Source organism: Novosphingobium taihuense, from assembly GCF_007830315.1.
Classification (GTDB): Bacteria; Pseudomonadota; Alphaproteobacteria; order Sphingomonadales; family Sphingomonadaceae; genus Novosphingobium; species Novosphingobium taihuense.
Genome location: NZ_VLKJ01000004.1, coordinates 236,230 through 262,676, shown reverse-complemented (window position 1 = coordinate 262,676; position 26,447 = coordinate 236,230). Strand labels below are relative to the sequence as shown.

36 protein-coding genes are annotated in these 26,447 nt (G+C 62.9%); 13 read left to right on the top strand and 23 right to left on the bottom strand.

Going from position 1 to position 26,447, the window contains the following annotated elements:
- Positions 1-64: 64 nt before the first annotated feature.
- Positions 65-580 (bottom strand): glycine zipper 2TM domain-containing protein, encoded by a 516-nt coding sequence (locus IQ25_RS10630; protein WP_246415489.1) that lies wholly within the window; start codon positions 578-580, stop codon positions 65-67.
- Positions 581-786: 206 nt separating this feature from the next.
- On the opposite strand from IQ25_RS10630, the gene rarD reads away from it, so the two are divergent.
- On the top strand, positions 787-1,677 hold the full coding sequence (gene rarD / locus IQ25_RS10625) for an EamA family transporter RarD (RefSeq protein WP_144905550.1): 891 nt from the start codon (positions 787-789) through the stop codon (positions 1,675-1,677).
- Here rarD and pyrC read toward each other — a convergent pair.
- Entirely contained in the window at positions 1,674-2,723 is a 1,050-nt protein-coding gene (gene pyrC / locus IQ25_RS10620) for a dihydroorotase (RefSeq protein ID WP_144905548.1), read from the bottom strand. The genes rarD and pyrC overlap by 4 nt on opposite strands.
- 39 nt (positions 2,724-2,762) lie before the next feature.
- Between pyrC and ygfZ the strand changes: the two genes are divergently transcribed.
- Positions 2,763-3,509 (top strand): CAF17-like 4Fe-4S cluster assembly/insertion protein YgfZ, encoded by a 747-nt coding sequence (gene ygfZ / locus IQ25_RS10615; RefSeq protein ID WP_144905546.1) that lies wholly within the window; start codon positions 2,763-2,765, stop codon positions 3,507-3,509.
- On the opposite strand, the gene IQ25_RS10610 is transcribed toward ygfZ, so the two are convergent.
- Positions 3,493-4,080, bottom strand: coding sequence for a TetR/AcrR family transcriptional regulator (locus tag IQ25_RS10610; protein WP_144905544.1), 588 nt, complete (start codon positions 4,078-4,080; stop codon positions 3,493-3,495). The genes ygfZ and IQ25_RS10610 overlap by 17 nt on opposite strands.
- A 37-nt stretch (positions 4,081-4,117) precedes the next feature.
- Here IQ25_RS10610 and IQ25_RS10605 point away from each other — a divergent pair, with 37 nt between their 5' ends.
- Positions 4,118-5,002 carry a metal-dependent hydrolase gene (locus IQ25_RS10605; protein WP_144905818.1) on the top strand — a complete coding sequence of 295 codons (885 nt, stop codon included), beginning with the start codon at positions 4,118-4,120 and terminating at the stop codon, positions 5,000-5,002.
- A 49-nt stretch (positions 5,003-5,051) separates the two neighbouring features.
- Here IQ25_RS10605 and IQ25_RS10600 read toward each other — a convergent pair whose 3' ends face one another.
- From IQ25_RS10600 to rplU, 3 genes are all read right to left on the bottom strand, one after another.
- Complete coding sequence (locus IQ25_RS10600) at positions 5,052-5,621, bottom strand: GNAT family N-acetyltransferase (RefSeq protein WP_144905542.1); 570 nt, start codon at positions 5,619-5,621, stop codon at positions 5,052-5,054.
- A 235-nt stretch (positions 5,622-5,856) separates the two neighbouring features.
- Entirely contained in the window at positions 5,857-6,126 is a 270-nt protein-coding gene (rpmA, locus tag IQ25_RS10595; protein WP_144905540.1) for a 50S ribosomal protein L27, read from the bottom strand.
- A 28-nt stretch (positions 6,127-6,154) separates the two neighbouring features.
- Positions 6,155-6,451 (bottom strand): 50S ribosomal protein L21, encoded by a 297-nt coding sequence (gene rplU / locus IQ25_RS10590; protein ID WP_144905538.1) that lies wholly within the window; start codon positions 6,449-6,451, stop codon positions 6,155-6,157.
- Positions 6,452-6,711: 260 nt separating this feature from the next.
- Between rplU and IQ25_RS10585 the strand changes: the two genes are divergently transcribed.
- Entirely contained in the window at positions 6,712-7,242 is a 531-nt protein-coding gene (locus tag IQ25_RS10585) for a hypothetical protein (RefSeq protein WP_144905536.1), read from the top strand.
- Positions 7,243-7,297: 55 nt separating this feature from the next.
- Here IQ25_RS10585 and IQ25_RS10580 read toward each other — a convergent pair whose 3' ends face one another.
- From IQ25_RS10580 to coxB, 16 genes are all read right to left on the bottom strand, one after another.
- On the bottom strand, positions 7,298-7,720 hold the full coding sequence (locus IQ25_RS10580) for a hypothetical protein (RefSeq protein ID WP_246415488.1): 423 nt from the start codon (positions 7,718-7,720) through the stop codon (positions 7,298-7,300).
- 80 nt (positions 7,721-7,800) lie between these two features.
- Positions 7,801-8,247, bottom strand: a complete 447-nt coding sequence (locus IQ25_RS10575) for a molybdenum cofactor biosynthesis protein MoaE (RefSeq protein WP_144905532.1) — start codon at positions 8,245-8,247, stop codon at positions 7,801-7,803.
- Positions 8,240-8,476, bottom strand: a complete 237-nt coding sequence (locus IQ25_RS10570) for a MoaD/ThiS family protein (RefSeq protein WP_144905530.1) — start codon at positions 8,474-8,476, stop codon at positions 8,240-8,242. Before IQ25_RS10570 ends, IQ25_RS10575 begins: the two co-directional genes overlap by 8 nt.
- Positions 8,477-8,479: 3 nt before the next feature.
- Positions 8,480-9,484, bottom strand: a complete 1,005-nt coding sequence (moaA, locus tag IQ25_RS10565) for a GTP 3',8-cyclase MoaA (RefSeq protein WP_144905527.1) — start codon at positions 9,482-9,484, stop codon at positions 8,480-8,482.
- Positions 9,481-10,251 carry an SDR family oxidoreductase gene (locus IQ25_RS10560; RefSeq protein WP_144905525.1) on the bottom strand — a complete coding sequence of 257 codons (771 nt, stop codon included), beginning with the start codon at positions 10,249-10,251 and terminating at the stop codon, positions 9,481-9,483. The genes moaA and IQ25_RS10560 overlap by 4 nt, the downstream gene beginning before the upstream one ends.
- On the bottom strand, positions 10,251-10,625 hold the full coding sequence (locus IQ25_RS10555) for a dihydroneopterin aldolase (protein WP_144905523.1): 375 nt from the start codon (positions 10,623-10,625) through the stop codon (positions 10,251-10,253). Before IQ25_RS10555 ends, IQ25_RS10560 begins: the two co-directional genes overlap by 1 nt.
- 54 nt (positions 10,626-10,679) lie before the next feature.
- Positions 10,680-11,564, bottom strand: a complete 885-nt coding sequence (locus tag IQ25_RS10550) for a class I SAM-dependent methyltransferase (protein WP_144905521.1) — start codon at positions 11,562-11,564, stop codon at positions 10,680-10,682.
- Entirely contained in the window at positions 11,557-12,963 is a 1,407-nt protein-coding gene (gene thrC, locus IQ25_RS10545) for a threonine synthase (protein ID WP_144905519.1), read from the bottom strand. The genes IQ25_RS10550 and thrC overlap by 8 nt, the downstream gene beginning before the upstream one ends.
- A gap of 49 nt (positions 12,964-13,012) precedes the next feature.
- The gene (locus IQ25_RS10540) at positions 13,013-13,597 is read right to left on the bottom strand and encodes an SURF1 family protein (protein WP_144905517.1); all 585 of its coding nucleotides are present in this window, start codon (positions 13,595-13,597) and stop codon (positions 13,013-13,015) included.
- Entirely contained in the window at positions 13,597-13,968 is a 372-nt protein-coding gene (locus IQ25_RS10535; protein WP_144905515.1) for a DUF983 domain-containing protein, read from the bottom strand. The genes IQ25_RS10540 and IQ25_RS10535 overlap by 1 nt, the downstream gene beginning before the upstream one ends.
- The gene (locus IQ25_RS10530) at positions 13,968-14,789 is read right to left on the bottom strand and encodes a cytochrome c oxidase subunit 3 (RefSeq protein WP_144905513.1); all 822 of its coding nucleotides are present in this window, start codon (positions 14,787-14,789) and stop codon (positions 13,968-13,970) included. The genes IQ25_RS10535 and IQ25_RS10530 overlap by 1 nt, the downstream gene beginning before the upstream one ends.
- 81 nt (positions 14,790-14,870) lie before the next feature.
- On the bottom strand, positions 14,871-15,512 hold the full coding sequence (locus IQ25_RS10525; RefSeq protein WP_144905511.1) for a cytochrome c oxidase assembly protein: 642 nt from the start codon (positions 15,510-15,512) through the stop codon (positions 14,871-14,873).
- 1 nt (position 15,513) lies between these two features.
- Positions 15,514-15,684, bottom strand: a complete 171-nt coding sequence (locus IQ25_RS21155) for a hypothetical protein (protein WP_181447225.1) — start codon at positions 15,682-15,684, stop codon at positions 15,514-15,516.
- Complete coding sequence (locus IQ25_RS10520; RefSeq protein ID WP_144905510.1) at positions 15,684-16,610, bottom strand: heme o synthase; 927 nt, start codon at positions 16,608-16,610, stop codon at positions 15,684-15,686. Before IQ25_RS10520 ends, IQ25_RS21155 begins: the two co-directional genes overlap by 1 nt.
- A 167-nt stretch (positions 16,611-16,777) precedes the next feature.
- Positions 16,778-18,469: a cytochrome c oxidase subunit I gene (gene ctaD / locus IQ25_RS10515; RefSeq protein ID WP_144905508.1), complete on the bottom strand. Its 1,692-nt coding sequence runs from the start codon at positions 18,467-18,469 to the stop codon at positions 16,778-16,780.
- A gap of 30 nt (positions 18,470-18,499) precedes the next feature.
- Positions 18,500-19,498 carry a cytochrome c oxidase subunit II gene (gene coxB, locus IQ25_RS10510; RefSeq protein WP_144905506.1) on the bottom strand — a complete coding sequence of 333 codons (999 nt, stop codon included), beginning with the start codon at positions 19,496-19,498 and terminating at the stop codon, positions 18,500-18,502.
- Positions 19,499-19,767: 269 nt separating this feature from the next.
- Between coxB and pyrE the strand changes: the two genes are divergently transcribed.
- From pyrE to IQ25_RS10465, 9 genes are read left to right on the top strand one after another with little or no spacing between them, the layout of a single operon-like run.
- On the top strand, positions 19,768-20,352 hold the full coding sequence (pyrE, locus tag IQ25_RS10505) for an orotate phosphoribosyltransferase (RefSeq protein WP_144905504.1): 585 nt from the start codon (positions 19,768-19,770) through the stop codon (positions 20,350-20,352).
- A complete protein-coding gene (locus IQ25_RS10500; protein WP_144905501.1) occupies positions 20,352-21,092 on the top strand; it encodes a pyridoxine 5'-phosphate synthase in 741 nt (246 codons plus the stop codon). The genes pyrE and IQ25_RS10500 overlap by 1 nt, the downstream gene beginning before the upstream one ends.
- A 10-nt stretch (positions 21,093-21,102) precedes the next feature.
- Positions 21,103-21,522 (top strand): holo-ACP synthase, encoded by a 420-nt coding sequence (gene acpS / locus IQ25_RS10495; RefSeq protein WP_144905499.1) that lies wholly within the window; start codon positions 21,103-21,105, stop codon positions 21,520-21,522.
- Positions 21,519-22,430 (top strand): signal peptidase I, encoded by a 912-nt coding sequence (gene lepB, locus IQ25_RS10490; RefSeq protein WP_246415486.1) that lies wholly within the window; start codon positions 21,519-21,521, stop codon positions 22,428-22,430. Before acpS ends, lepB begins: the two co-directional genes overlap by 4 nt.
- A 5-nt stretch (positions 22,431-22,435) precedes the next feature.
- The gene (locus tag IQ25_RS10485; RefSeq protein ID WP_144905495.1) at positions 22,436-23,497 is read left to right on the top strand and encodes an AI-2E family transporter; all 1,062 of its coding nucleotides are present in this window, start codon (positions 22,436-22,438) and stop codon (positions 23,495-23,497) included.
- Between the two features lie 13 nt (positions 23,498-23,510).
- Entirely contained in the window at positions 23,511-24,650 is a 1,140-nt protein-coding gene (locus IQ25_RS10480; protein ID WP_144905493.1) for a DUF3089 domain-containing protein, read from the top strand.
- A 53-nt stretch (positions 24,651-24,703) separates the two neighbouring features.
- A complete protein-coding gene (gene ruvX, locus IQ25_RS10475) occupies positions 24,704-25,114 on the top strand; it encodes a Holliday junction resolvase RuvX (protein WP_246415521.1) in 411 nt (136 codons plus the stop codon).
- Positions 25,115-25,167: 53 nt separating this feature from the next.
- Positions 25,168-25,671, top strand: coding sequence for a PaaI family thioesterase (locus IQ25_RS10470; RefSeq protein WP_144905489.1), 504 nt, complete (start codon positions 25,168-25,170; stop codon positions 25,669-25,671).
- On the top strand, positions 25,668-26,084 hold the full coding sequence (locus IQ25_RS10465; RefSeq protein WP_144905487.1) for a PaaI family thioesterase: 417 nt from the start codon (positions 25,668-25,670) through the stop codon (positions 26,082-26,084). Before IQ25_RS10470 ends, IQ25_RS10465 begins: the two co-directional genes overlap by 4 nt.
- Here IQ25_RS10465 and IQ25_RS10460 read toward each other — a convergent pair.
- On the bottom strand, positions 26,081-26,446 hold the full coding sequence (locus tag IQ25_RS10460) for a DUF2794 domain-containing protein (RefSeq protein WP_181447224.1): 366 nt from the start codon (positions 26,444-26,446) through the stop codon (positions 26,081-26,083). The two genes, IQ25_RS10465 and IQ25_RS10460, sit on opposite strands and share 4 nt — an antisense overlap.
- Between the last annotated feature and the right edge of the window lies 1 nt (position 26,447).

Here is a 26,447-nt window from a genome sequence, read left to right as displayed (position 1 = left end):
CCCGCTTTCGCGGAGCGCTCCCCAGCCGACCTTTCAGCGCGACCCGAAGGACGGTCAGTAACTTTTAGCGACAGCGTGAGCCGCCACGGTCGACCTCGCGACCGAGAAGCGCACCACCGGCGGCACCGAGGATCGCGCCGAGGGTGCGGTCACCATAGTTGCCGGCAACTTCGCGACCGATCAGGGCACCGGCTGCACCACCAATCAGGAGGCCAGTCGTGCCGTTGGAGCGGCGGCAGTAGTAACGGCCATCATTGCCGCGCCAGACGCGAGTGTTGCGATAGACGGGATCGCCGTAGTAGCCGCGGTCATTGCTGCGATAGTAGTTGCGGTCGTAGCCACGGTCATATCCGCGACCGTAATCACGGTCATAGCGATCATAACGGTCATGACGTCCATGCCCGCGCCAGTCCCGGCGGCCATGCTCCCAGCGATCATCGTCGTCCCAGCCTTCGTTCCACTGGGTCGAGATGGCGGCGCCAGCTTGTGCCTGCGGAAGGACGGCTGCGGTTGCGGGAACTGCGCTGGCAACGGTAGACGCGGCGACAAGGGCCAGTGCGGAATTCTTCAGGTTGAACATCGTCGTTCTCCTCATTCCAGGAGGACCTCACCTGCTCCGGCGACCAGTCCTGCTGCTTCGTTGATTAAGGTTTACGTCGCCGAACCTGAACAGATCGCAACCGCAGCGTCAGATTTTCGTTTTGCGACGAAGCGAAGACTGTTGCCGATGAAATGTCCGCCAAGCGGGGATTGGCGAATGTCCCCGTTGCTGGCAGGGGCAAATGGATGAGCGAATCCATCACCTTCCGGCGCGGCCTTGCGGCAGCCTTGATTGCCTATGTGATCTGGGGCCTCCTTCCGCTCTATTTCAAGGCCTTGCATGGCGTGCCGCCACTCGAGCTGGTCGGTTGGCGCGTGGTGTTCACGGTACCGGTGTGCTGCGTGATCGTCTGGGCCCGGCGGCAGTGGCCCGACGTCCGGGCGGCCCTCGCCGATCGGCGGGTGCTGGGCCTGCTGGCCTTGAGCGCGCTGCTGATCGGATCGAACTGGCTGATCTTCGTGATCGCTATCAACAACGGGCATGTCCTGGCGACGAGCCTTGGATACTACATCAATCCGCTACTCAACGTTGTTCTCGGCACAGCCTTTCTGGGCGAGCGCCTGACGCGCGTGCAATGGGCTGCGGTTGCCTTGGCCGGAGCGGGCATCGCGCTGCTGCTGAGCGGAGCGATAGACACCCTGGCCGTCGCGCTGTCGCTGGCCTTCACCTTCGCGTTCTATGGCTTCGTGCGCAAACAGGCACCGGTTGGCGCACTGCCAGGGCTGACGATCGAGACCGCAATGTTGCTGCTTCCAGCCATCGCGGTCGTCTCATTGGCGGCAGGTTCCGCGCAGGGCAGCAGCCTTCTGGCGGGCGGCTACACCACGCCGCTGGTCATCGCTTCGGGGGTGGCAACGGCCATTCCGCTTCTGCTGTTCGCCATCGCCGCGCGCAGCCTGCCTCTTTCGACGCTGGGCTTTGTGCAGTTCCTTTCGCCAACCCTCAGCTTCGTGCTGGGGCTGACGGTCTTCGGCGAGTCGCTCGACGCCACCCGCTTGGCCTGCTTCGCACTGATCTGGTCTGCCATCGCCCTTTATAGCTGGGACATGGCCAAGCGAGCCCACGCCAGTCGTTAAGCCAAGCGCCAGTTAAGCGTTTCGCCTGCATGGAATGGCACGATCATGGTGCCGTTGCAGTCAACCACTTCGGGGACGACGACGGGCGCCTTCTCCAGCGTGATCGTGTCTTCATTGACCGGCATGCGATAGAACGCGGGACCGTTGAGCGAAGCGAAGGCTTCGAACCGGTCCAGCGCACCTTCCTCGTCGAACACGGTGACATAGCTTTCGAGCGCAAAGGGCGCATTGAAAATGCCGGCGCAACCGCAGGCGGCTTCCTTGAGGTGCTTGGCGTGGGGTGCGGTGTCGGTGCCGAGAAAAACGCGATCACAGTTGGACGTCGCCAGCTTGCGCAAGGCGAGGCGGTGCTTCTCGCGCTTGGCCACGGGCAGGCAGAACGCGTGCGGACGAATGCCGCCGACAAGCATGGCGTTGCGGTTGATGTGGAGGTGCTGCGGGGTGATCGTGGCGGCGATGTTCGGCCCTGCCCCTTCCACGAACTGCGCGGCCTCCTCGGTGGTGATGTGTTCGAAGACAATGCGCAATTCGGGCATGTCGGCCACGAGACTGGTCAGCGTGCGTTCGATGAACACGGCTTCGCGGTCGAAGATGTCGACGTGGCTGTCGGTGACCTCGCCGTGGATCAGCAAGGGCATGCCGATGCGCTGCATGACTTCGAGCACCGGGTAGATGTTGCGGATGTCGGTCACGCCATGAGCCGAGCCGGTGGTGGCGTGGGCGGGATAGAGCTTGGCGGCAACGAAGACGCCATCGGCAAACCCGCGCTCGACTTCGGCCGTGTCGGTCGAATCGGTCAGATAGAGCGTCATCAGCGGCGTGAAGTCTGTGCCCGCTGGCAGCGCGGCGAGGATGCGGTCGCGATAGGCGGCAACGCCGGCAACGTCGGTCATCGGCGGGGACAGGTTTGGCATGACGATCGCCCGCGCGAACTGGCGCGCAGTATAGGGCGCGACGCCGACCAGCACGTCACGGTCGCGCAAGTGGGTGTGCCAATCGTCGGGGCGGCGAATGGTGAGAGTCGTCTGGGGTATTGTCGTGTCCATGGGGTTCCCCTTAGCGGCGGCGGTTCCTATCTACCAGCCATGACCAACACGCCTTCCCGTCTGTTCGAACGCGCCCTCATCCGCCTTTCCCCGCTGGAGCCTGGCGAGGACGTTGCGGGCTTCCTGCAGGGGCTGGTCACGAACGACGTGAGAGGTGCCTTGCCGGTGTGGACCGCACTGCTAAGCCCTCAGGGCAAGGTACTGTTCGACTTCCTCGTCTGGCCGGACGGCATTGATGGCCTGTTGATCGATTGCGAGGCGCACGTGGCTGACGCGCTGGCCAAGCGGCTGACGCTGTATCGTCTGCGGCGGAAGATCGGGATCGACCGGGCGGATGATCTGGGGGTGTTCTGGAAAGGCCACCCGGGCGACGGCGGGGCGAACGATCCGCGGCTGCACGCTCTGGGGCAACGCTGGATCGCTCCGGTTTCGGCAGAGGATCAATCTGCTGACGAAACGTGGCGCGCACATCGCCTGAAGCTTGGCGTGACCGAGGGTCAAGCGGAGCTTGGCAATGGCGAAGTGCTCTGGCTGGAGTGCAACGCAGTGGACCTGAACGGCGTCAGCTTCACCAAGGGCTGCTATGTCGGGCAGGAAAACACGGCGCGGATGAACTGGCGGCAGAAGGTCAATCGCCGTCTGGTTGTCGTGCCGGTGGACCGGTCGGACCAGGCGCGACAGCGCGTGGTCTATGCGGAGCTGGGACTTGCAGTGGACCATCGCCGGGTCGAGGATATCGCCGATGACCTCGTGCCCGGATGGATGGAGATCAGCCCTCCTGCGTAGCCTGCGTCGCGGCGATTCCTTCGATCAGCATCTGCTCGGCCCGGTCACGCGCGGCGGTGCGCGGAAGTTCGAGACCTTTGGCGAGCGGCCCGCCCATCAGTGCATCACCCAGAGCCATGAGCGTGAGCGCCAGCGTGGTGCTGCGCTGGGCATCCGAGCTGTATTCCTCGAGATCGACGACGAGATCATGGATCGTGTCGACGATGGGATCGAGCGCGTCTTCGTTGCCCGAGAGCAGCATCCACGACGCAAGGGCACCTGCACCTTCGCGGTCGAACGCGTCGAAGGTGAGGTCGACAACGTCACGCGGCTTGCCGATGCCGGAGCGGCTGGCGATCACGGCATCGCGAATCGTGGCGCAAATGGTCTCGGCCAGATGCTTGGCCAGAGCCTTCTGCAGCCCGGCAGCCGAGCCGAAGTGATGCAACAGATTTGCGTGTGTACGGCCGATTCGGCCCGCCACGGCCTTGAGCGTGACGGCCTGAGGCCCGGTTTCCACCAAGAGGGCACGCGCGGCTTCGAGCGCGGCCATGCGGCTTTCTTCGGGTGGAAGCCTCTTCCTTATTGACATTGGTGTAAGCACGCCTAGATTGTCGTTCATGACTGCCATGACCCCCACGATCGCACTAGAGCGCGCCGCCACTTCCGGCAAGACCGCGCCCACCCCTTCAGACCTGACGATCACGATACGTGACCGTCGCTTTGGCCGCAATGAGCCTGCGGGCCGATGGTGGCTGAACAACGATCCGGTGGCGACGGCCTGGCATAACGCTCTGTCGGCCACCTTCCCGCGCGGCGAGGCATTCTTCATCGAAGCGGTAAAGGCCCATCGCGATGGCGTGCCGCCCAAGCTCGAAGCGGAAATCCGCGCCTTCGTGAGGCAGGAAATCAACCACACGCGCGAACACGTGGCTTTCAACCGTGCGGCGGAAAATGCAGGTTATGACATCGCGCGCATCGACAAGCGCGTCGAGGAAATGCTGGCGCTGACCAAGGATCGCCCGGTGATCCTCAACCTTGCCGCGACGATGGCGCTGGAACACTATACCGCGATGATGGCGCACGAGTTTCTCGCCAACCCGGCGCACTTTGCCGGGGCCGAGCAGGAAGCCGCCGACATGTGGCGCTGGCATGCGATCGAGGAAATCGAGCACAAGGGTGTCGCATATGACACCTGGTTGCACGCGACCCGTAACTGGAGCCGCTGGAAGCGCTGGAAGGTGAAGAGCCTGATGATGGTGGTGGTGACGAAGAACTTCATCACGCACCGCATCGAGGACACGCTCGACCTGCTGGCGCAGGATGGGCTGACCGGCGCGAAGTGGAAGTGGAAGCTCGCCGCGTACCTGCTGTGGAAGCCGGGCGTGATCCGCCGCATCTTCCCGGCGTGGATCAGCTACTTCCTGCCGGGGTTCCACCCGTGGCAGCACGATGATCGTGCGCTGATCGGTAAGGCGGACAGCGAATTTCCCGATGCGGTGATGCCGGGATAAGATGCAAAGGGCTCCCTTCCGGGAGCCCTTTTCTTATGGCGCTTGCAGGCTAGGCCGCGCGTCGCATCGGTTCGAAACCGCCGTCCTGTGGCCCATCGCAATCTACCGGTGCGACGAGGTCTACCACGTGGACGAGCGCTGCGACCGGCTCACTACGCGCAGGGCTCTGGATATGCCGCACGTCGCCGGTGGCGCGGAACCCTGCCTTGGCGAGGACACGGGCCGAGGCCTCGTTATCGACAAAGGGCGTGGCGATCACACGCCGGTGACCGAACGAGCGGGCAAGTGAAAGCACAGCACGGGCAGCCTCGGTGGCATAGCCCTGCCCCCAGTGACGGCGGCCGATCCAGTAACCGAGTTCCGTCTCCTCGCCATAGCGCGCAAGACCGACGCAGCCGATCAGGCGTGAACCGTGCGATCCGGGGAGCGTGATGAAGAAGTGCGGGTGCTTGCCCGCCTGCGGCAGCGCGGCGAAGCTCTTGGCATCGTCAGGGCCGTAGGGCCATGGCGCGCGCGCAAGGTTGCGCACGACCGCCTCGTCATCGATCAGGGCGTGGAGTTCGGCCCAGTCTTCGGGGAAGCCGGGCCGCAGGAACAGGCGTTCGCTGCGAATGAACATTAGAAATCTCCTTCGTCGGCCCCTCTGCCAGCGATCCCCTAAGCGGTTGTCGTGACAGAGGTATTGCGCCCTGCGCTGGATCGGACAGGCTTTGCGTCCGAATGCGAGGGAGCGGTTTTGCGTCCGAGGGAGACGTGAAAAGAGGGAGATGGGCGGGGCCCTCTCCCTCTATCGGCCAGCTGTTGAGCGCTGGCGGGGCCACCCCATCGGGACGGCCCTTTGCATGACCATCCGGTTATTCTGCCGCTTCGGCCATCATGTCGACCGATACGTACTTGCGGCCGAGCTTGCCGGCGTGGAAACGCACGCGGCCTTCGGTCAGCGCAAAGAGGGTGTGGTCCTTGCCGATGCCGACGTTTGCGCCCGGATACACGCGGGTGCCACGCTGGCGGATGATGATGTTGCCGCCGATCACTTCCTGACCGCCGAACTTCTTGACGCCGAGGCGACGACCGGCTGAGTCGCGACCGTTGCGCGAAGAGCCGCCTGCTTTCTTGTGTGCCATCTCAGATTACTCCGAATTCCGTTTGCGCTCAGGCGACAGAGACGATGCGCAGCAGGGTGAGCTGCTGGCGGTGACCGTTGCGGCGGCGATAGTTGTGGCGACGGCGCTTCTTGAACACGATCACCTTTTCCGACTTCGCCTGGGCGATGATCTCTGCCGAAACAGTGATCTTCGCGGCGTCAGCCAGCGAATCGCCGTCACCAGCGAGGAGGACTTCACCCAGCGTGATCTTGTCGCCGGCTTCGCCTGCCAGCTTCTCGACCGCGATCTTGTCTCCGGCGGCGACCCGATACTGCTTGCCGCCCGTGCGCACGATTGCGAACATCGTTCTGTGTATCCGTTCCAAAAGCCTGCGGTTGCCCGAGGCGATTCCAAATGAGGCGCCCAACGCCTGCGAATCGCTGACTGAGGGCAACACACCGTTACCCCGCTGCGTGCAGGGTCCCGGAAAGAGTGGCGCGGATAGTCAAAGCCGCGCCCTGTGTCAATGCGATCTTGGCGGACTCGCAGGCAAAATCGGGTACCCGTGCACGGCTGAGCGCACTGGACGCTGGCGAGTGCGTCAAGCCATGCTATGGCGCGGGCATGGCCCGGCGCAATAGAATCCTCGCAACTGTCGCAACTCTTGGCACTGTCCTGCTCATCAGCGGATGCGCCGATCGCGGGCAATACCCCTCGCTCGCCCGCAGGCCTGCCGAGAACGCCTACCGTGTGCCCACAGGTGCTACTCCTGCCCCGCCCGTCCCGGCAGTCATGTCAGATGGCATGGCTGCGCGTCTTGAAGGACTGCGGAACAATGCGGCGAAGGCACACGCGACGTTCGAGGGCGCACGCGGATCGGCGACGCGCGCCGTGAGTGCGGCGCGGGGCGCGGCCAAGGGCAGCGAGAGCTGGTCGGTGGCGTCGGTCGAACTTGCCCGACTCGAATCGGCGCGGGCCGAGGCGGGGCTGCCGCTGGCCGAGTTGGACCGGCTGGAGACCGAAGCCAGCAACCGCGCGGTCGATGGCTCGGATGCGGATCTCAAAGCCGTACTGGAAGCACGGCAAGAGGTAGAAGCGCTGGTCGAAAGCGAAACCCGCGTGATCGACTCGCTGCTGGCGCAGCTCGCCGGATAGGAAAAGGGCGCCGCGCGGGGGTGCGCAGCGCCCTTCGGGGGGTAGATTGTATCGGTCAGCGAACCGTGGCGACGATCACCGCGATGGCCATGCCCCAGACCGCAATCAGCACCGGCAGGATCAGCACATGCGCCATGGCCGAGCTGGCATCGAGCTTGCCCGAAAGGGTCTGGATGCCCTTGCGGCGGAAATCGTACCAGCCAAGCGCATCGGGATGGCGATCGGCACCGAGCTTGGTCCAGACGGCGGGGATGCCGAAAGCGCAGGCGATGAACAGCACGAAGATCGTCATCGGAATGGCGAGTTCACCGTTGCCGAAGATCGAAGCCATCATCGCGATGAACGCGAGGTAGCCGCCCGCTGACACGGCATAGAGCCCGCCGGGCAGGCCAAAGTTGCGATCAACAACCGTCTGTTGCGGTTGGGCTACGATATCGGCGACCTGATCGATCCGGTCGGAAGCGATGTGCATGCTCATGGACTGGGCTCCTTGTAACGGAGCCTGCATGCGCCCGGGCGACCGGCGATTCCTTGACGGGAATCAAACTGCGCGCGGATCTATGCCCGCCAGCGGGAAATATCTTCGTGGTCCTCGGGCCGGGGTTCGATCCAGCGCCAGCCCGTTGCTGTCTTCTCGCGCTTCCAGAACCAGGATTCGCTCTTGAGGTGATCCATCGCGAAATCGGCTGCGGCAAAGGCATCGCGGCGATGGCGGGCGGCAGCACAGACCAGCACGATGGCGTCGCCGGGATACATAACGCCGCTGCGATGCAGGATGAGCAGCCCCTCGAGCGGCCAGCGCGCCTGTGTAATGCGGGCCAGTTCCTCCATCCCGGGGAGAGTCATCGGTTCGTAGTGCTGAAGTTCCAGCGCCTCGACGCCGCCCGAGTCGCGAACCTGGCCAACGAAGGTGACGATGCCGCCAGCGGAGCGGTGGCGTGCATTGAAAGCGGCAATCTCTGCCGCCGGATCGAACGCGTCGAGCGAGAGGCGAGCGTCAGCCACCGCTCACCGGAGGGAGGAAGGCCAGTTCGTCACCATTGGCAAGGACCACGCCGCCCACGTCGGTCAACAGGCGGCCATTGTGGGCCATGCGGACTTTCTCGCCCAGAAGTTGGACCGCGAGTGCGGGATCGAGCGAAGCAAGGACCTGCTCGACCGGGCCCGGTGACACCGACATCTCCGCGGTTCCGGCCACGTCCTCGAGCCGTCCCATGAACACCAGCTTTGCCATGGCTCAGCCGCCCGTGGTCGACATGTGGCGTGAAACCGCAGGGGCCCCGCCGGGCTTGTCGATCACGAAGGAATGACGCTCCTGCTTTTCACCCATGGCGCGCGCGAAGCATTCTGACAGAGCGCCGTCCGGATCGTCGGACCGCAGCGCGGCGCGCAAGTCCACACGGCCTTCGCCGCCCAGGCACATGTAGAGTTGGCCCGTGGCGGTGACGCGGACGCGGTTGCAGCCGGCACAGAAGTTGCTGGTGAGCGGGGTGATGAAGCCGAGGCGACCGCCGGTTTCGGCGATGTCGACATAGCGGGCCGGGCCGCCGGAACTTGCAGTGCTGTCGGTCAGGGTCCAGCGCTTTTCAAGATCGCGGCGAACGGCGTCGAGCGGCAGGTAATGGTCGAAACGATCACCCTCGATCTCGCCCAATGGCATGACCTCGATCAGGGTCATGTCGTGCCCTGCCCCATGCGCCCATTCGATCAGCGAGGGCAGTTCCGCTTCGTTGATGTCCTTGAGCGCGACGGCGTTGATCTTGACCTTCAGCCCGGCGGCCTTGGCAGCAGCAATGCCTTCGAGCACTTGCGGCAGCATGTCGCGGCGGGAAAGCTTGGCAAATGCCTGACGATCTAGCGTATCGAGTGATACGTTGATGCGCTTCACACCAGCCACCGCCAGATCGTCGGCGAATTCGGCAAGACGGGTGCCGTTGGTGGTCATTGTAAGTTCGTCCAGCCCGTCCCCGAGCTTGCGGCCAAGGGCGCGGACCAGATCGATCATGTCACGCCGGACGAGCGGTTCTCCGCCGGTCAGGCGGATCTTGCGCACGCCACGGGCGATGAAGTGAAGCGAGAGGCGGTGCAGTTCCTCGAGCGTGAGGACTTCTGCCTTGGGCAGGAACTCCATGCGTTCTGGCATGCAGTAGGCGCAGCGCAAGTCGCAGCGGTCAGTCACCGAAAGGCGGAGGTAGGTGATCCGGCGGGCAAACCGGTCAATCAAGGGCGATGGCGCTGTCACTTCTCTAGGTATACGAAGTCACGGGCATAAGATTCAAGGGCTGCGCCTGCATCGACAAATAAAGTCTGCCCGGTGACCGATTTGGCGTTTGCCAGATAGTGGACCGCATCGGCAATTTCGTCCGCACCCGGCAGGCGCTTGAGCGGCATGATATCCTCAAGCCTGCGCCATTGCTCGGCATCGTAGTCCGCCGTCGGCAGGATCAGGCCGGGGGCCACGCCATTCACGCGGACCCTCGGAGCCATGGCCCTTGCCATCGTTCGCACCGAGGCGTGCAGCGCCTGTTTGGACAGCGTGTAGCTGATCTGGTCGGGCACAGGGTTGATTACGCGTTGGTCGAGAATGTTGACCACGGAACCCGCCCGTCCACCAAGCGCCTCAGCAAATGCGCGCATCAGCAGCAGCGGCGCAAACAGGTTTACGCGGAAGTGCTGCTCCAGTTCTTCGGATGTGATCGTATCGGCGCGGTCATCGTGGAACAGCGAGGCGCAGTTCACCAGCAGGTCAGGCGACCTACCGGCAAGGGCAGTCACTTCGGCAAGCAGGCGCGGCGGATAGGCCGGGTCTTCAAGATCACCCGATATGGGATGGACCACAGCGCCAAGCCATTCGAGCTGTGCCTTGAACTCATGATCAAAAGTGGAGGCGCGGTGGGCATGGAGCGCAAGGTCCCAGCCTTCGGTCGCCAGCTTTCGAGCAATCGCTCCGCCAATCCGCCGCCAGCCGCCGGTTACCAGCGCAAGGGGCCGGAACAGCGGACCTGCCATCAGGCCTTCCGCTCGCGCTTCAGCGTTATGCCGATTTCCTCGCCATTCTCGCTGATCGCCAGCTTCACGATCTTCACTTCTACCCACCTGACCCGATCATCCTGCAGCATCAGCGTTTCGATGATGTGATCTGCCACGGCCTCAATCAGCTTGAAATGCACCCCCTTGGGCAAGCCATCGGTGGCTGCGAACTTGAGATCCATGTAGTTCTTGCTGGCCGAGAGCGGGCAATCGGGCGTGTACTGGTCCTGATGCCTGAGCCCCACGCGCATCGTGATGCGCAGCGGCTGGGGGCGGCCGGTCTCTTCCGAATAGATCCCGGTGAGGACATCGGTTTCGAGATTGGCGACTTCGAGGATCAGGCTGTCGGACATGGGATGCGCTCTTTGGCACCGGCGCGGAGCGGAGTCCATTGCGCCTGGGGGATTTCAGTTTTTCCAGCGGGCGAAGATGGCGGTGGGCAGGTGGCGGCCGCTCTCGCCCTGCTCACGGATGCACAGGTCGCCGTGTTTGATCGTTCCGGGCAGGTCCTTGAGTGCCTCCGCCAGAAGTCCGGCGATGGCAAGCGAGGACATGCGCACGGCATAGACCGTGAGAAACAGGAAGCGGCTGTCGGCATCAAGGAGCTTTGCGCAATCGGCGACGAGACCGGGGAGGCTTTCCTCGAGACGCCAGACTTCGCCATCGGGGCCACGGCCGAATTTGGGCGGATCGAGGATGATGCCGTCGTATCGACGTCCGCGCCGGACTTCGCGGGCGGTGAACTTGGCGGCGTCGTCGATGATCCAGCGGACCGGGCGCTCTGCCATCCCGGAAAGCTGCGCGTTGGCGCGGGCCTGGGCGACGGACTTCTTCGATGCGTCGACGTGCGTGACAGGGCCGTATTCGGACAATGCCAGCGTGCCGACGCCGGTGTAGCCGAACAGGTTCAGCGTCTGCGCCTCTGCCTTTCCTGCAAGCCGTTCGCCCATCCAGTCCCACACCGGGGCCATATCGGGAAAGAAGCCCAAATGGCGGAATGGCGTGCACGAGGCGGTGAAGCGGACGTCGTTCCAGCAGAGTTCCCACCCCTCGCGCGGGACCGGGCGATCGAACTGCCAGCGTCCGCCCCCGTCTTCATCGGAACCGGGAACGAATTCGGCGTCGGCGCGCCAATCAGGGCTGTGCGGCGTCCACATCGCTTGGGGTTCGGGCCGGATGAAACGATGCGGGCCGTATTGCTCCAGCTTCCGTCCATGGCCGGAATCGAGCAGGGCGAAATCCGCCCAGCCCTCACCCACCATCAGCTTGGGCTGGAGATCGAGATCAGCCATGCTTGAGCGTCGCGCGCTCGGCCACGTAGGCGGCGACCGCGTCGTATTCGCCGGGGAGGCGATCGTAGCGCTCTTCGCGCTCGAACAGGTCACCAACGCGTGAAGGCAGGCCAGGGCGCACGCCGGTTGCGCGTTCGACCGCATCGACGAACTTGGCCGGGTGTGCGGTGGCGAGCGTGACGATGGGAACACCAGCGGGGATGCCCTCGGCCACGCGTGCGGCGTGGAGGCCAATGGCGGTGTGCGGATCGAGCACTTCGCCGCATGCCTCGTAGGCCCAGCGCATGGCGTTGGCCATCTGCCCGGCGTCGGCGCGTTCGGAAGTGAACAGTTCAGCCGCCGATTCGCGCTGCTGGTTGGTCAGCTGCATCGCCTTGGTGGCTTCGAAGTGCTTCATCTGACCGGCCATGGCCGAACCGTCACGGCCGCAGCCGTCGAACAGCAGGCGTTCGAAGTTCGAGGAGACCTGGATGTCCATAGAAGGCGCGGCAGTGGGCGTGACCGTGCTGGCGGAATAGTCGCCGGTCGAAAGGGCGCGGTGGAGGATGTCGTTGACGTTGGTGGCCACGATCAGGCGTTCGATCGGCAGCCCCATCTTGGCCGCAACGTAGCCAGCAAACACATCGCCGAAGTTGCCGGTTGGCACCGAGAACGCGACCTTGCGCTGCGGTGCGCCCAGCTGGAGCGCGGCATAGAAGTAGTACACCACCTGCGCCATCAGGCGGGCCCAGTTGATCGAATTCACCGCTGCGATACCGAAGCGGCTGGTCATAGCCGCGTCGTTGAACATGCGCTTTACCATCGCCTGCGCGTCATCAAAGCTGCCGTCGATGGCGATGTTGTGGACGTTGGGCGCGATGACTGTGGTCATTTGCCGGCGCTGCACGTCGGACACGCGGCCGTGCGGGTGAAGCATGAAGATGTCGACCTTGGCGCGGCCGGCCACGGCATCAATGGCGGCAGAGCCGGTATCGCCCGAGGTGGCACCGACGATGGTGATGTGGTCATCGCCGCGCGCGAGGAATTCCTCAAACAGCAGGCCAAGCAGCTGCAGTGCGACGTCCTTGAATGCGAGCGTCGGGCCGTGGAACAGTTCGAGCACCCACTGGGTTTCATCGAGCTGCTTGAGCGGAACGACGGCGGCGTGGGCGAAGCGGCCATAGGCCTCTTCGCACAATTCGAGCAGTCGCTCCGGCGTAAGACAGTTGCCGACGAAGGGCTGCATGATCGTCTGCGCCAGCTTGGCGTAGGGCAGCCCGGCCATCGCGGCGATCTCGTCCTCGCTGAACTGCGGCCAGGTCTCGGGCACGTAGAGACCGCCATCGGAAGCGAGGCCTGCGAGCGTGACGCCCTGGAAATCGAGCGAGGGTGCCTGCCCCCGGGTGCTGACGTACTTCATGGGTTTGCGCGGTTAGCGGCCATGGGGGCAAAGGGCAAGGATTCTGGCGTCAGCCGCGCTCGCGCCAACGCTTGCGCAGGGCCAAGCCATAGATCACCAACGCTACGCCTGCGAAAAAGAACCACTGCACTGCATAGGCGAGGTGATTGTTCGGGATGTCATTCGGATCAGGTTTGGCGCTGGCGGTGAAACCGGGAGCGGGCGGATCGGCGATCAGGCGAGCGCCGCCGCCGATATAGGGGGCGATCAGGCCGCTGACCCTGCCGCCCTTCCAGTCCGGATGCTGCGGGCCTTGCGTCCAGCCTGCCTGCACATACGCCGTCCGATTGCCCTCGATCCCGCACAGGACGATGTGAACGTAGCCCGCCTTGTCACTCGTGTTGCGGCCGGAGATGGAGTTCCATTCCGAGGTAAAGCGGCAGTCGACAGTGGCGCGGCGGAACAGGACTGCCTCGACTTCCTGTGGATCTGACGAGGGGTAACTCGCCTCCGCTGAGTCGCTCATCGCCGTTGCGTAATGTACTAGAAGGTTCTGCTTCCATTGCAGACGCTCAAGCTGCCAGACACCGAGGCCGATCATCGTCAGCACGGCTGCGATCACGATGAACGTGGAACCGATCGGAACGCGCCGCATTACAGAAGTCCTTCCTTGTCGAGTCGCGCCATCAGCGCGATTGTCTTGGCGAAGCGCAGGGCCGCCGACACTACCAGCGGGACAATGACACCCCAGAGGCCAAGGAGTGCCCACACCGGCAGCCTGATGATGTCGTCTAGCTTCAATGCCGCGAGAACCAGCAGGATCGTGACCGGCAGGACGACGAGGTACATGCCACGACCGCGTGGCTCATGCCGCTCGAACTCGAGGGCGCAGGCCGAGCACCGTTCGGCCAGAGCGGCTGGCCCCGCCCACAGGCCTTTCGCGCCGCAACGCGGGCACAAACCGAAAAGGGCAGCCTGGGTAATTCCCGGCTGCCCCTTCGTTTTCTGGCTTTCGCCTTCAGGCATCAATGAGTCGGATAGCCCCAGCTGCCCCAAACGTAGATGGCGATGAAAAGGAACAGCCAAACCACGTCAACGAAGTGCCAGTACCAAGCAGCAGCTTCGAAGCCGAAGTGCTGACGGGGGGTGAAGTGGCCCTTATAGGCGCGGATCAGGCAGACAATCAGGAAGATCGTGCCGACGATCACGTGGAAGCCGTGGAAGCCGGTCGCCATGTAGAACGACGAACCAAAGGTGTTGGTGCCGAATGCAAACGGTGCACCGGCGTACTCATAGGCCTGAATGGCTGAGAACACCGCGCCGAGCAGGATCGTAGCCCACAGCCCCTTCTTCAAACCATCACGGTCGCCATGGATAAGCGCGTGGTGTGCCCATGTGAGTGTCGTGCCCGAGCAGAGCAGGATCAGCGTGTTGAGCAGTGGCAGATCAAACGGGTCCATAACCGCTTCGATCGCCTTTGGCGGCCACTGACCACCGACCACTTCGGCCAGCTCCGACGGGAACAGCGAGAAGTCGAAGAAGGCCCAGAACCAGCCGACAAAGAACATCACTTCCGAAGCGATGAACAGGATCATGCCGTAGCGCTGGTGCAGCTGCACCACCGGAGTGTGGTCGCCCGCATGGGCTTCCTTGATGATCTTGCCGAACCACGAGAAGAACGTGATGATCACGCCCAACAGGCCCGCAAAGAAGATCGCATGACCGCCGGCCATCTTGTGCATGTAGAACACGCCGCCAGTGGTCATGGTCAGCGCCGAGATGGCGCCGATGAAGGGCCACACGTCGGGCGGCAGAATGTGATAATCGTGGTTCTTTGCGCCGGCCATGATCGTCGAATTCCCCCAGTCAAGTCTGGTCGTAATGGCAGGCCCGCAGCGATACGCTCCGGGCTCAGTTCACTTGGGCCTTTATCGCCGCACTTGCGCGCGGTCCAGAGGCTTTTCTGCCAAGAAGGCAAGAGGCTTGGCCCCGGCGGAATTGTTCGCCTGTGCAGCGCTTTCGGGAGTCTCGTTGAACGTATAGCTCAACGTGATCTCCTCGATGTTGCTGGCACCGGGATCGTCGAGAATCGCCGGATCGACGTAGTAGATCACCGGCATCCGGACGTCCTGCCCGGGCAGGAGCTTCTGTTCGGTAAAGCAGAAGCACTGGATCTTGTTAAAGTACTTGCCGGCCTGTTCGGGCGAGACGTTGAAGATTGCCGTACCTGTGACAGGACGACCGGAGAGGTTTCGGGCCTCGAATGTCGCGATCTTGCGTTCACCGATGCGCAGGTCTTGCGTGACCTGCTGCGGCTTGAACATCCACGGCAGGCCGGGCGCGGTGTTGGCGTCGAACCGGACACGGATCATCTTGCCGGCGACCTTCACGCCAGCAAGCTTCTCTGCCGTGGCCCGCTGCGTGGTGCCCCCGTAACCCGTCACCTGGCAGAACAGGCGATAGAGCGGCACGGAGGCGTATCCGAGGCCGAGCATGGCCAAGGCCCCACCGGCTGCGAGCAGAGCGACCTTACGGTTCTTGCGCGCATCTGGCGCTAGCGTCGTTGCCATCTCAGTGCTTGCCCGTCACCTGCGCGGCGATCTTCACGATGGAAATGGCGAAAAAAAGGATCGCGAGCGAGCCGAGCACGATGCCCATGACCTTGTTGCGGCTGCGCTGCCGGGCCCGATAGAGCTCGGATTCTTCCTTTGAGAGATGCACGTGATCGAGGGGGTCGTTCATCATTGCCAGCCTTGAACAGTGGCAAGCCGGTCCCCCGCCAGCATGCCGAAAAGGACGAAAAGGTACAGGATCGAGTATCCGAACAGCCGCTTCTCCGGCAGCATCTTGTCGTCCGAACCAGTCACGCGGAGCCCGACCTGCGCAGAAAGCAGTACGAAGATCAGCCCCAGCACCAGCGCCGAGACACCATAGACCCAGCCTGTGCCGCCGATCCACCACGGTGCGAGTGTGACTGGCAGAAGCAATAGCGCGTAGATCAGAATCTGGCGGCGCGTTGACTTCTCGCCCGCCACAACCGGCATCATCGGTATGCCGACCTTGGCGTAATCGATCTGCACGAACAGTGCGAGTGCCCAGAAGTGAGGCGGCGTCCACATGAATATGATCAGGAACAGCAGCACCGGCATGAGCGTGATGTCGCCCGTGACCGCAACCCAGCCGATCAGCGGCGGAAAGGCCCCTGCCCCACCACCGATAACGATGTTCTGCGGTGTGCGCGGCTTCAACCAGACCGTATAGATCCAGGCGTAGTAGAAGATCGAAAACGCCAGGATCGCAGCAGCGAGCCAGTTCACGCCGAGCCCCATGATCACGATCGAAGCGCCCGACAGCGCAAAGCCGAAGTCGCGGGCCGACGTAGGGTCCATGCGCCCCGAAGGCAGGGGGCGCTTGGACGTGCGCTTCATCCCGGCATCAAGATCAGCTTCCCACCACATGTTCAATGCAGCCGCGCCACCGGCACCGATGGCGATGCACAGAATGGCCGTGAAGGCGAGGATGGGGTGGATTTCTCCGGGAGCGGCGAGGAGGCCGCACAGGCCGCTGAAGATGACGAGCGTCATCACGCGCGGCTTGGTCAGCGCGAAGAAATCGCGCCACTCCGCGGGCAGGGCTACGGTGGAGCCAAGGGGGGGTGCAGAATCCATGATTGGCTGCGCCTATACGCGCAGCTGACGCCCATGGAAAGCGAAAGGGGACGAGGTGAGGCTGCACCCAAAAGGGCTGCCCTTGCAGTAATGCAGCGGCAACGAAAAAGGCCCCCGGATTGCTCCGGAGGCCCTTTCATGTGTCAGCCCTTGGGCCAACGACCGGCTCAGTGTGCGTGAGCTGCGTCGTCGATCACCGGCAGGGTTTCGAACTGGTGGAACGGCGGGGGCGAGGACAGGGTCCACTCCAGCGTCGTCGCACCTTCGCCCCAGTAGTTGGCTTCAGCCTTCTTGCCGGCAAGGAATGCGTAGAGGATGTTGATGAAGAAGATCACGATCGAGACGGCCATGATGACGTAACCGATCGAAGCGATCTTGTTCCAATACGAGTAGGCCATGGCGTAGTCGGGATAACGACGCGGCATGCCCTGGACCCCGAGGAAGTGCATCGGGAAGAAGATCAGGTTCACGCCGACGAAGAATATCCAGAACTGCAAGTGGCTCAGGAACTCGGAGTGCATGCGGCCGCTCATCTTCGGGAACCAGTAGAAGAACCCTGCGAAGAGCGAAGTCACCGCGCCCAGCGACAGCACGTAGTGGAAGTGTGCGACGACGTAGTAGGTGTCGTGCAGGTTGTCGTCCACGCCACCATTCGCCAGCACGACGCCGGTGACGCCGCCCACGGTGAACAGGAAGATGAAGCCGATCGCCCATACCATCGGCGACTTGAACTCGAGGCTGCCGCCCCACATCGTCGCGATCCACGAGAAGATCTTGATGCCGGTCGGCACCGCGATGACCATGGTTGCAGCGGTGAAGTACATCTTCGTGTTCACGTCGAGGCCGGTGGTGTACATGTGGTGCGCCCACACGATGAACCCGACAACACCGATCGCGACCATGGCATAGGCCATGCCGAGGTAGCCGAACACCGGCTTCTTCGAGAAGGTCGAGATGATCTGGCTGATAATGCCGAAGCCCGGCAAAATCATGATGTACACTTCCGGGTGACCGAAGAACCAGAACAGGTGCTGGTAGAGAACCGGATCACCGCCACCGGCCGGATCGAAGAAGGTCGTGCCGAAGTTGCGGTCGGTCAGGAGCATGGTGATCGCGGCAGCAAGCACCGGCAGCGCGAGCAGCAGAAGGAATGCGGTAACCAGCACCGACCACACGAACAGCGGCATCTTGTGCAGGGTCATGCCCGGCGCGCGCATGTTGAAGATCGTGGTGATGAAGTTGATCGCGCCCAGGATCGAGCCAGCGCCCGAAAGGTGCAGCGAGAAGATCGCGAAATCGACCGCAGGACCGACCGAGCCCGAAGTGGAAAGCGGTGCATAGACCGTCCAGCCCGTGCCAGCGCCGATACCCGTGCCGCCCGGCATGAAGGCCGACATCATAAGCGAGCAGAAGCCCACGAAGGTCAGCCAGAACGAAACGTTGTTCATGCGGGGGAAGGCCATGTCCGGCGCGCCGATCATGATCGGAACGAACCAGTTGCCGAAGCCACCGATGATAGCGGGCATGACCATGAAGAACACCATGATCAGGCCGTGTGCGGTGATCAGCACGTTCCACATATGGAGCGTCTGGTTGAAATCGGCAGCGTTGCCGCCGACGAAGTTGGTCCACCAGCCGAGGTACTGGATACCCGGCTCTGCCAGTTCGGCACGCATGATGCCCGACACCGCGCCACCGATGATTCCCGCGAAGATCGCGAAGATCAGGTAGAGCGTGCCGATGTCCTTGTGGTTGGTGGACATGAACCAGCGGGCAAAGAAGCCCGGCTTGTGGTCATGATCGTGGTCGTGCGCATCATGATGCGCATCGAAGCCTTCGTTTGCGGGAATGGTGGCCATCTCGGTCAAACCTTGTCCATGAACTTCGCGTCAGGCGGCAGGAGCAGCGGCAGGAGCCGCGCCCACGGTGCCACCGGGCTGGGTCTTCACCCATGCCTCGAACTTGTCGCGCGGCAGGGCTTCCACCGCGATCGGCATATAGCCGTGACGGGCGCCGCACAGCTCGGAGCACTGGCCGTAATAGAGGCCCGGCTCCTTGATGAAGAGCACCTTCTCGTTGATGCGGCCCGGCACGGCGTCGAGCTTGAACCACAGCGACGGCACGGCAAAGGCGTGGATCACGTCCGAACCGATGGTCTGGATGCGGATCGGTTCGCCGACCGGAACGACCATGCGGTTATCGACCGCAAGGTGACCGGGCTCACCAGCCTTGAGCGCATCTTCTTCCGAAAGCATGTTCGAAATGACTTCGAAGCCGCCATTATCAGGATAGGTGTAACCCCAGTACCACTGGTAGCCAGTAACCTTGACGGTGACCGCACCCTTGGGAGCGGGCTCGTACTGATGGGCCAGAAGCCGGATCGACGGAACCGCAATGACAACGAGGATCAGCACCGGAACGAGCGTCCAGACGACTTCGATCAGCGTGTTGTGGCTGGTCTTCGAAGCGACAGGGTTCGCGCGCTTGTTGAAGCGGGCTGCCACGATCACCAGAAGGATCAGCACGAAGATCGAGATCGCGACGATGATCGGCATGAGGATCACGTCGTGCATCCACAGCGCCTGTTCACCCGTCGGCGAGTACTGGTCCTGGAAAGTCCAGCCCGTGTCCACCGGCTGACCCTTGCCGGGCGTCGGCTTCATCGGGGTGTAGTACCCCTTGTCGACCGGCGCGGCTTCAGCAGCAGCAGGCGCTGCAGCTGCGGCCGAGTCGCTCGCGACGGCAGCCGGTGCTTCGGCAGCGACCGGTGCTGCAGGTGCAGCAGCCATCGCCTGAGCTCCGAAAGTCAGCGCAGCAGCGACGCCAAGGGTCCGGCCAAATGTCCGGAAAGCTTTGCCCATGGAACGGGCGGTATCGGCAAGACTCATCGTCAAAGTTTCCGCTTTTTCCCTGTTTGCGCGCTTGTTGCGCTGCATCAGGAAGGTGCTCTCGCCCCTTCCCTAAGTCCCTCGATTGGAGCGGCCTATACGCGTAGCTGTCACAAGCCTCAAGCCGCAGAACGCATATTTTTCATGGGGCTTCCATGGCCATTCGGGCAAGGCAGTAACACTCGGTTACACAAGGGTTCGAAAAGGGTTGCCCCGGGCGCGGGCAAGGGCCATTTGCGGTGCATTGCAGCAGCATTTCAGGCAGACCGATGCTCGAAGACGAGATCCTTTCCGAATTCCGCGCCAGCCAAGCCCTGCTCGAGGGTCACTTCCTGCTCTCGTCGGGCCGTCACAGCGCACACTACCTCCAATGCGCGAGAGTCCTGATGGACCCGATGCGTGCCTCGCGCCTTGCAGCTGCCACGGCACAGAAGATCCCGCGCGAGCTTCGACAGCAGATCCAGAAGGTCGTCGCCCCGGCGATGGGCGGTGTGATCATCGGCCATGAAATGGGCCGCGCGCTCGGAGTCGAGGCGATGTTTGTGGAACGGCCGACCGGCACGTTCGAACTGCGCCGGGGTTTCTCGCTCAATCCGGGCGAGAAGGTGCTGATGGTTGAGGACGTGGTCACTACCGGTCTTTCCAGCCGCGAGGCGATCAAGGCGATCGAGGAAGCGGGCGGCGTGGTGATTGCCGCTGCGTCTCTGGTCGATCGTTCGGCTGGCAGTGTCGATCTCGGCGTTCCGTTCTTCCCGCTCGTCGCCTTGAACTTCCCGACCTATGCCCCTGACGAGTTGCCGCCCGAACTCGCCGCGACCGAAGCGGTGAAGCCGGGCAGCCGGGCCAAGCCTTGATGAACGTCCTCTTTCCGGGCCGCCTTCGCCTTGGCGTGAACATCGATCACGTGGCCACGATCCGCAATGCGCGCGGCGGGGATCACCCCGATCCGGTGCGTGCCGCAGAGATCGTGGCGAGCGTCGGCGGCGACGGCATTACTGCACACCTTCGCGAGGATCGCCGACACATCCGCGACGAGGATCTTGCTCGCATCCAGGCAGCGACCAACCTGCCATTGAACCTGGAGATGGCGGCGACGGACGAGATGGTCGAGATCGCGCTGCGTCACAAGCCACTTGCCGCCTGCATCGTGCCCGAGCGGCGCGAGGAACGCACGACCGAAGGCGGACTGGATGCAGCTGGACAGCACAACCGACTCGCGCCGATCGTTTCACGACTGAGGGATGCGGGAATTCGGGTGAGCCTGTTCATCGCCCCCGAAGCGCGCCAGATCGAAGCTGCTATGAAGCTGGGCGCTCCGGTGGTGGAACTGCATACCGGTGAATACGCCCATGCCGAAGGCGAGCAGAGAGCGGTGGAATTGAAGCGCATTGCCGACATGGCAGCGCTTGCCGCACGCAACGGTATCGAACCGCATGCAGGTCACGGTCTGACCTATGAGAACGTGCAGCCCATTGCCGCCATTCCACAGCTCGCGGAATTGAACATCGGTCATTACCTGATCGGCGAGGCCATCTTCGTTGGATTGGAAAGCGCAGTCCGGCGGATGCGTGACCTGATGGATGAGGCGCGGTGAAGGCGCCCGCATGATCATCGCGATCGGCTCTGATCTCTGCAACATCGAGCGCATCCAGAACTCGCTGGACCGCTTCGGTGAGCGCTTCATCAATCGCGTTTTCACCGACGTCGAGAAAACCAAGGCCGCGCGCCGCCCTTACACGATGGCCGGAACGCTGGCGAAGCGGTTCGCGGCCAAGGAGGCCTTCTCGAAGGCGGTTGGAACCGGATTCAAAGCCGGGGTGTTCATGAAAGACATCGGGGTAGTCAACGCCAAGTCCGGTGCGCCCACTCTGGCGCTGACCGGCGGTGCAGCGGCCCGTCTTGCAGCCATTACGCCCGAGGGATACCAAGCCGTCGTCCATCTCACGCTGACCGACGATCATCCGTGGGCACAGGCCTTCGTGGTGATCGAGGCTCGCGCCCTTCCTGAAAAGCCTCAAGCTTGACCGACCAGTTTTCCGATAATTCATCCGCACAGGTCTCCCCTCCCCCGCCCCCTCCCGGCGGCGTGGATTGGTGGGCCGAAATCCGCGGGCTTTTCCTGATGCTGCTGGCCGTGGTTACGTTCCACAGCCTGATCGCCAAGCCCTTCTACATTCCGTCGATCTCGATGATGCCCAACCTGCTCGTGGGCGACAGGTTGATCGTCTCGAAGTATCCGTTCGGCTGGTCGTGGGTGTCGGCCTCTTTTCACGTGCTACCGCGGGGACAGGAACGGATTCTGCCGCGGACGCCGGAGTACGGCGACATCGTCATCGCCGTTCCACCTGACAGGGACGAGGACTACATCAAGCGCGTCGTGGCACTGCCCGGAGACAGGATCGCGGTGATTCACGGCCAGATCATCCTCAACGGCAAGCTCGTGCCCCAGCAGGCAGAGCCTCCGGTGCAGATCCCTGCCGACCCGCAACTCAGCTGTGACGGCGCGCCTTGCTACGACATGTTCGAGCGCTACCGAACGCGACTTGCCAACGGACGCGAAGTCTACGAGCTGCCAGCGTTTCGCGAGACGCTGCCAAACGGCGCGAGCTACGTGATCATCGATCACATGGACCAGATACTGGACAACTATCCCGAAACACGCGTGCCCGAGGGCCATGTGTTCCTGATGGGCGACAATCGAGACCATTCGGCAGACAGCCGCGCGCCGATCGAGGAGCGAGGGCTGGGTGGTCCGGTGCCGCTGGCCAATGTCGGCGGGCGAGCTGAGTTCGTCACGTTTTCGCTTGATGGCAGCGAAAGCTGGAACCCGGCAACCTGGTGGTCTGCCTTGCGCAACGGCCGTGCGTGGACCAGACTTCGGCCCGAAATTCGTCGCCAGCCTTTGCCCGATGGCGCAACAGGGGAGCCGTGAATCGCATGGACGAGACGAACCCGGCCACAAGTACCGGACCGACCGACATCACCGACGACCTCGTCCGCCGCGAAGCCAAGAAGGCCACGGTCTGGCTCGGCATCGCCGGGTTGTTCGCTCTGGCAGTGATGCTTGCCCAGCCGATCATGGTCATTATCGGGGGCGTGGTATTTGCCGCGATGATCGACGGTGGGCAGCGGCTGATCGCACGCGTCGCACCATGGCTGCCGCGCGGGGTGCGGATCACTCTCGTTCTTCTTGGTGCCTTCGCCTTCCTGATCTGGTTGGTGATCTTTGCTGGGGGGCAGATCGCGGAGCAGGCGGCACAACTGCCCAAGGTGATCCAGACCCAGATCACCAATCTCACGCTATGGGCGCAGGGCCACGGCATTTCCATGCAGAGCTTCGATCTGCAGGGCATTGCCAGCCAGGTTCTAGGCAGCGTCGGGCAAGTGACTCGCGCGCTTGGCGGAATCTTCGGCGGCTTCACCACCGCGTTCCTGATCTTCATCCTCTCGATCTACTTTGTCCTGGAGCCGGATCTGTATCGTCGCGGGGTAGCGTGGATGCTGCCGGAAGACAGTCGGCATCATTGGGAAGGGACGGCCCAGCGCATGGGCAAGTCGCTGCGCATGCTTCTGTTCGGGCGACTCATTGGCATGGCTGTCGAAGGCGTTGCGACATGGGCACTGCTCGCGTGGTGGGGCGTGCCCATGGCGGCCCTGCTTGGCCTTTTGACTGGCCTCCTCGCTTTCCTGCCCAATATCGGCGCACCGATTTCGGGCGCGCTGATGATCATGGTAGGCTTTTCAGGCGGCACCGAGATGGGTCTTTTCTGTATAGCGGTCTATGTGATCGTGCAGACTGTCGACGGTAACATCATCGTGCCGATGGTGGCCAAGCGGACAGCCGATCTGGCGCCTGCTCTTGTACTGGGGGCGCAGCTCATGTTCGGGCTGCTGTTCGGCATCCTCGGTCTGATGCTCGCCGACCCGATAGTTGCCATGCTCAAGATCGCGCTCGAGCGGCAGGCCGAGCGCAACGACGCGAAGCGCAATCCAGCCTGAAGGTCTGCTGCCAATGGCCCGCAAGTTCCTCTATCTTATCGCATTGCTTGTCGTGATGGTCATAGCGGCGATTTTTGCGCTGCGCATATGGCAGAACGAACTGACCCGATTCGCCTTCGTGCCGCGCGTCGATTATGCTCGCCTCGACCCGCTGCCCGCAGATGCCTATTCCGGCAACCGCATGTGGCTTGCCCGACCCGGCCTCGGTGCTGGCGATCCCGCGCAGTGGCTTCCAGCTGGCGCCCCAAAGAGTGTTGGTGGCCCGGGCGCGTCAGCGGCCGTGTTCTTCATTCATCCGACCAGTTACCTCGCGCGCGAGAGCTGGAACGGCCCGCTCGACGATACCGATACGAATCGCCGTGCCACCTATTTCGTCCAAGGCATGGCCTCTGCCTTCAACGGGCAGGCGCAGGTCTGGGCTCCGCGCTATCGCCAAGCCGCCTTCGGCGCGTTCCTTACCGACAAGGCCGAAGGGGAGCTGGCGTTGAGCACTGCATACCTCGACGTTCGACAAGCCTTCGATGCTTTCCTGGCAGCGACACCGCCCGATGCACCAATTGTGCTGGCTGGGCACAGCCAGGGCGCGTTGCATCTGATGCATCTGCTGAAGGATCGCGTGGCCGGTACGCCGCTCGCTGCCCGTGTGGTGGCCGCCTACCCGATCGGTTGGCCGATCTCGGTCGAACACGACCTTCCTTCACTTGGACTGCCCGCTTGCGCCAAAGCTGAGGCTATTGGCTGCATCATGACATGGTCCAGTTTCGCTGAACCCGCCGACCCGGAATTGGTGCTTGAAGCCTATCGCACGCGCCCTGCACTTGATGGAAAAGCCAAAGACGCAAAGCCTGTGCTTTGTACCAACCCGCTCAACGGAAGCGTCGGTGGCAGTGCGCCTGCTTCGGCAAATCTCGGCACGTTGAAGCCCAGCAAGGACCTGAAGAGCGGCGAGTTGATCACCAAGGCTGTTCCGGCCCGCTGCGACGCCAGAACGGGCCTGCTGATGATAGGTGATCCGCCGGATCTTGGGCCGTTTGTCCTCCCTGGCAACAACTACCACGTCTATGACATACCCTTGTTCTGGTCCAATCTCAGAGCAGACGTCGGACGGCGGACCGCAGCATGGGAAGAGGCGCGCGGAGGAACCGCACGGTGATTACCCAGTCAGCCCTGTCCATCCGCGATCTGCTGCCCGAGGGCGGCGTGCTGATGGGTTTGGACACCGGAACGAAGACCATCGGAATTGCCTTGTGCGATCGCGACTGGCGCTTCGCCACGGCAGGCAAGACGCTCATCCGAAGCAAATTCATGGCCGACAAGGCCAAACTTTCCAACCTGATTGCCGAGCGCGATGTGCGCGGGCTTGTCATCGGCCTGCCGCTCAACATGGATGGTTCGGAAAGCCCCCGCTCGCAAGGGGCGCGGGCGATCGCGCGTAATCTGGAGGACCTCGGCCTGCCCATTCTGCTCTGGGACGAACGCTGGACAACCCAGGCGGCCGAGCGTGCGATGATCGAGCAGGATTTCAGCCGGGCCAAGCGCGCCGAACGAATCGATTCCCACGCGGCAGCGCTCATTCTTCAGGGAGCTATCGACGCGCTCGCGGGTAGCGCCTTTTAACCAAGCGCTTAATCCGCTTGTAATCCCGCCGGGCGTACGGCAGTGATTCCCCGATGGACAGCAATTCCGAAAAAACCGGTGGACGCCCCGTCATACCGCAGGGCCTGAGTTTCGACCCGTCGCAGTTCGGCAAATTCATGATGCGCCATGGCCATACCGGCTTTATCGGCATGCAGTATCATACGCATGGTGACAACTGGGTTGAACTGGCTTTGCCATGGCGGGAAGACCTTGTCGGTGATCCAGAAACCGGGGTCCTTGCTTCCGGCCCGATCATAAGCCTGCTCGACAATGCCACTTCCATGTCGGTGTGGGCACTTCGCGGCGGCTTTCGCCCCCAGGTAACGCTCGACCTAAGGGTCGATTATGTCCGAGCGGCAACGCCAGGGAAAACCATCATCGCCTGGGCCGAATGCTATCAGCTCAAGAAGTCGATGGCATTCGTTCGGGGCATTGCCCACGACGGCGATATTGCCGACCCTGTTGCGCACGCAGCGGGGATATTCATTCAGGTCGAAGCTGATGGCTGGGCACGCGAACCGGGAGCATCGGCATGATCGCCGCGACAAACGCGCTGTCCGAGCGTCTGCCGCCATATGCACGTTCAATGGGCATGCGAATTGACGGCATGCTTGATGGGTCTCCGCTCTTGGCGATGGACTTTGCCGACCGCGCGATGGGTAGACCGGGCTTTCTCCATGGTGGCGTGATTGCCGGACTGCTCGAGATTGCCGCGATCATGGCGCTTCACGCGGAACTGGGTGAGGAAGATGCCCGCATCAGGATCAAGCCGGTCAACATCTCGGTTGAATACCTGCGAGGTGGCATCACGGTGGAAACATTTGCGCTCGGTGAAGTGATCCGCGCAGGTCGGCGCATCGCCAATGTTCGTGCCGAAGCCTGGCAGGCCGACCGGACGAAACCACTTGCCAGTTGCTGGATGAACTTCCTGCTCAAGCCGAAAGGCTAGTCCTCGACCACCTTCAAGAGCTTGCGCTCAAGCGGGGAAAGCACGCCAGCAAGATCGTGGCCGCGTTTGAGGACCTGACCTGCCTCGCCGAACAAAGCCCACATGCCTTGCTTGCCGCGCAGCGACGGGCGCTTCTCGATACGGGCAATGGGGCGCTCCGCCGTGCGCTTGAACGCCGCAAAGATGGCGGCGTCCTTGCCAAAATCCATCGCATAGTCACGCCAGAAACCTGCTGCGACCATCCGTCCATATAGATCGAGGATCTTCAGCAATTCTACTCGCTCGAAGCCGACCTGCTGAACGGCACGCACGGCAGGAAAGGGCAGGACACTGCCGGGCGTGCCAGCATCTGGCCCACCCATG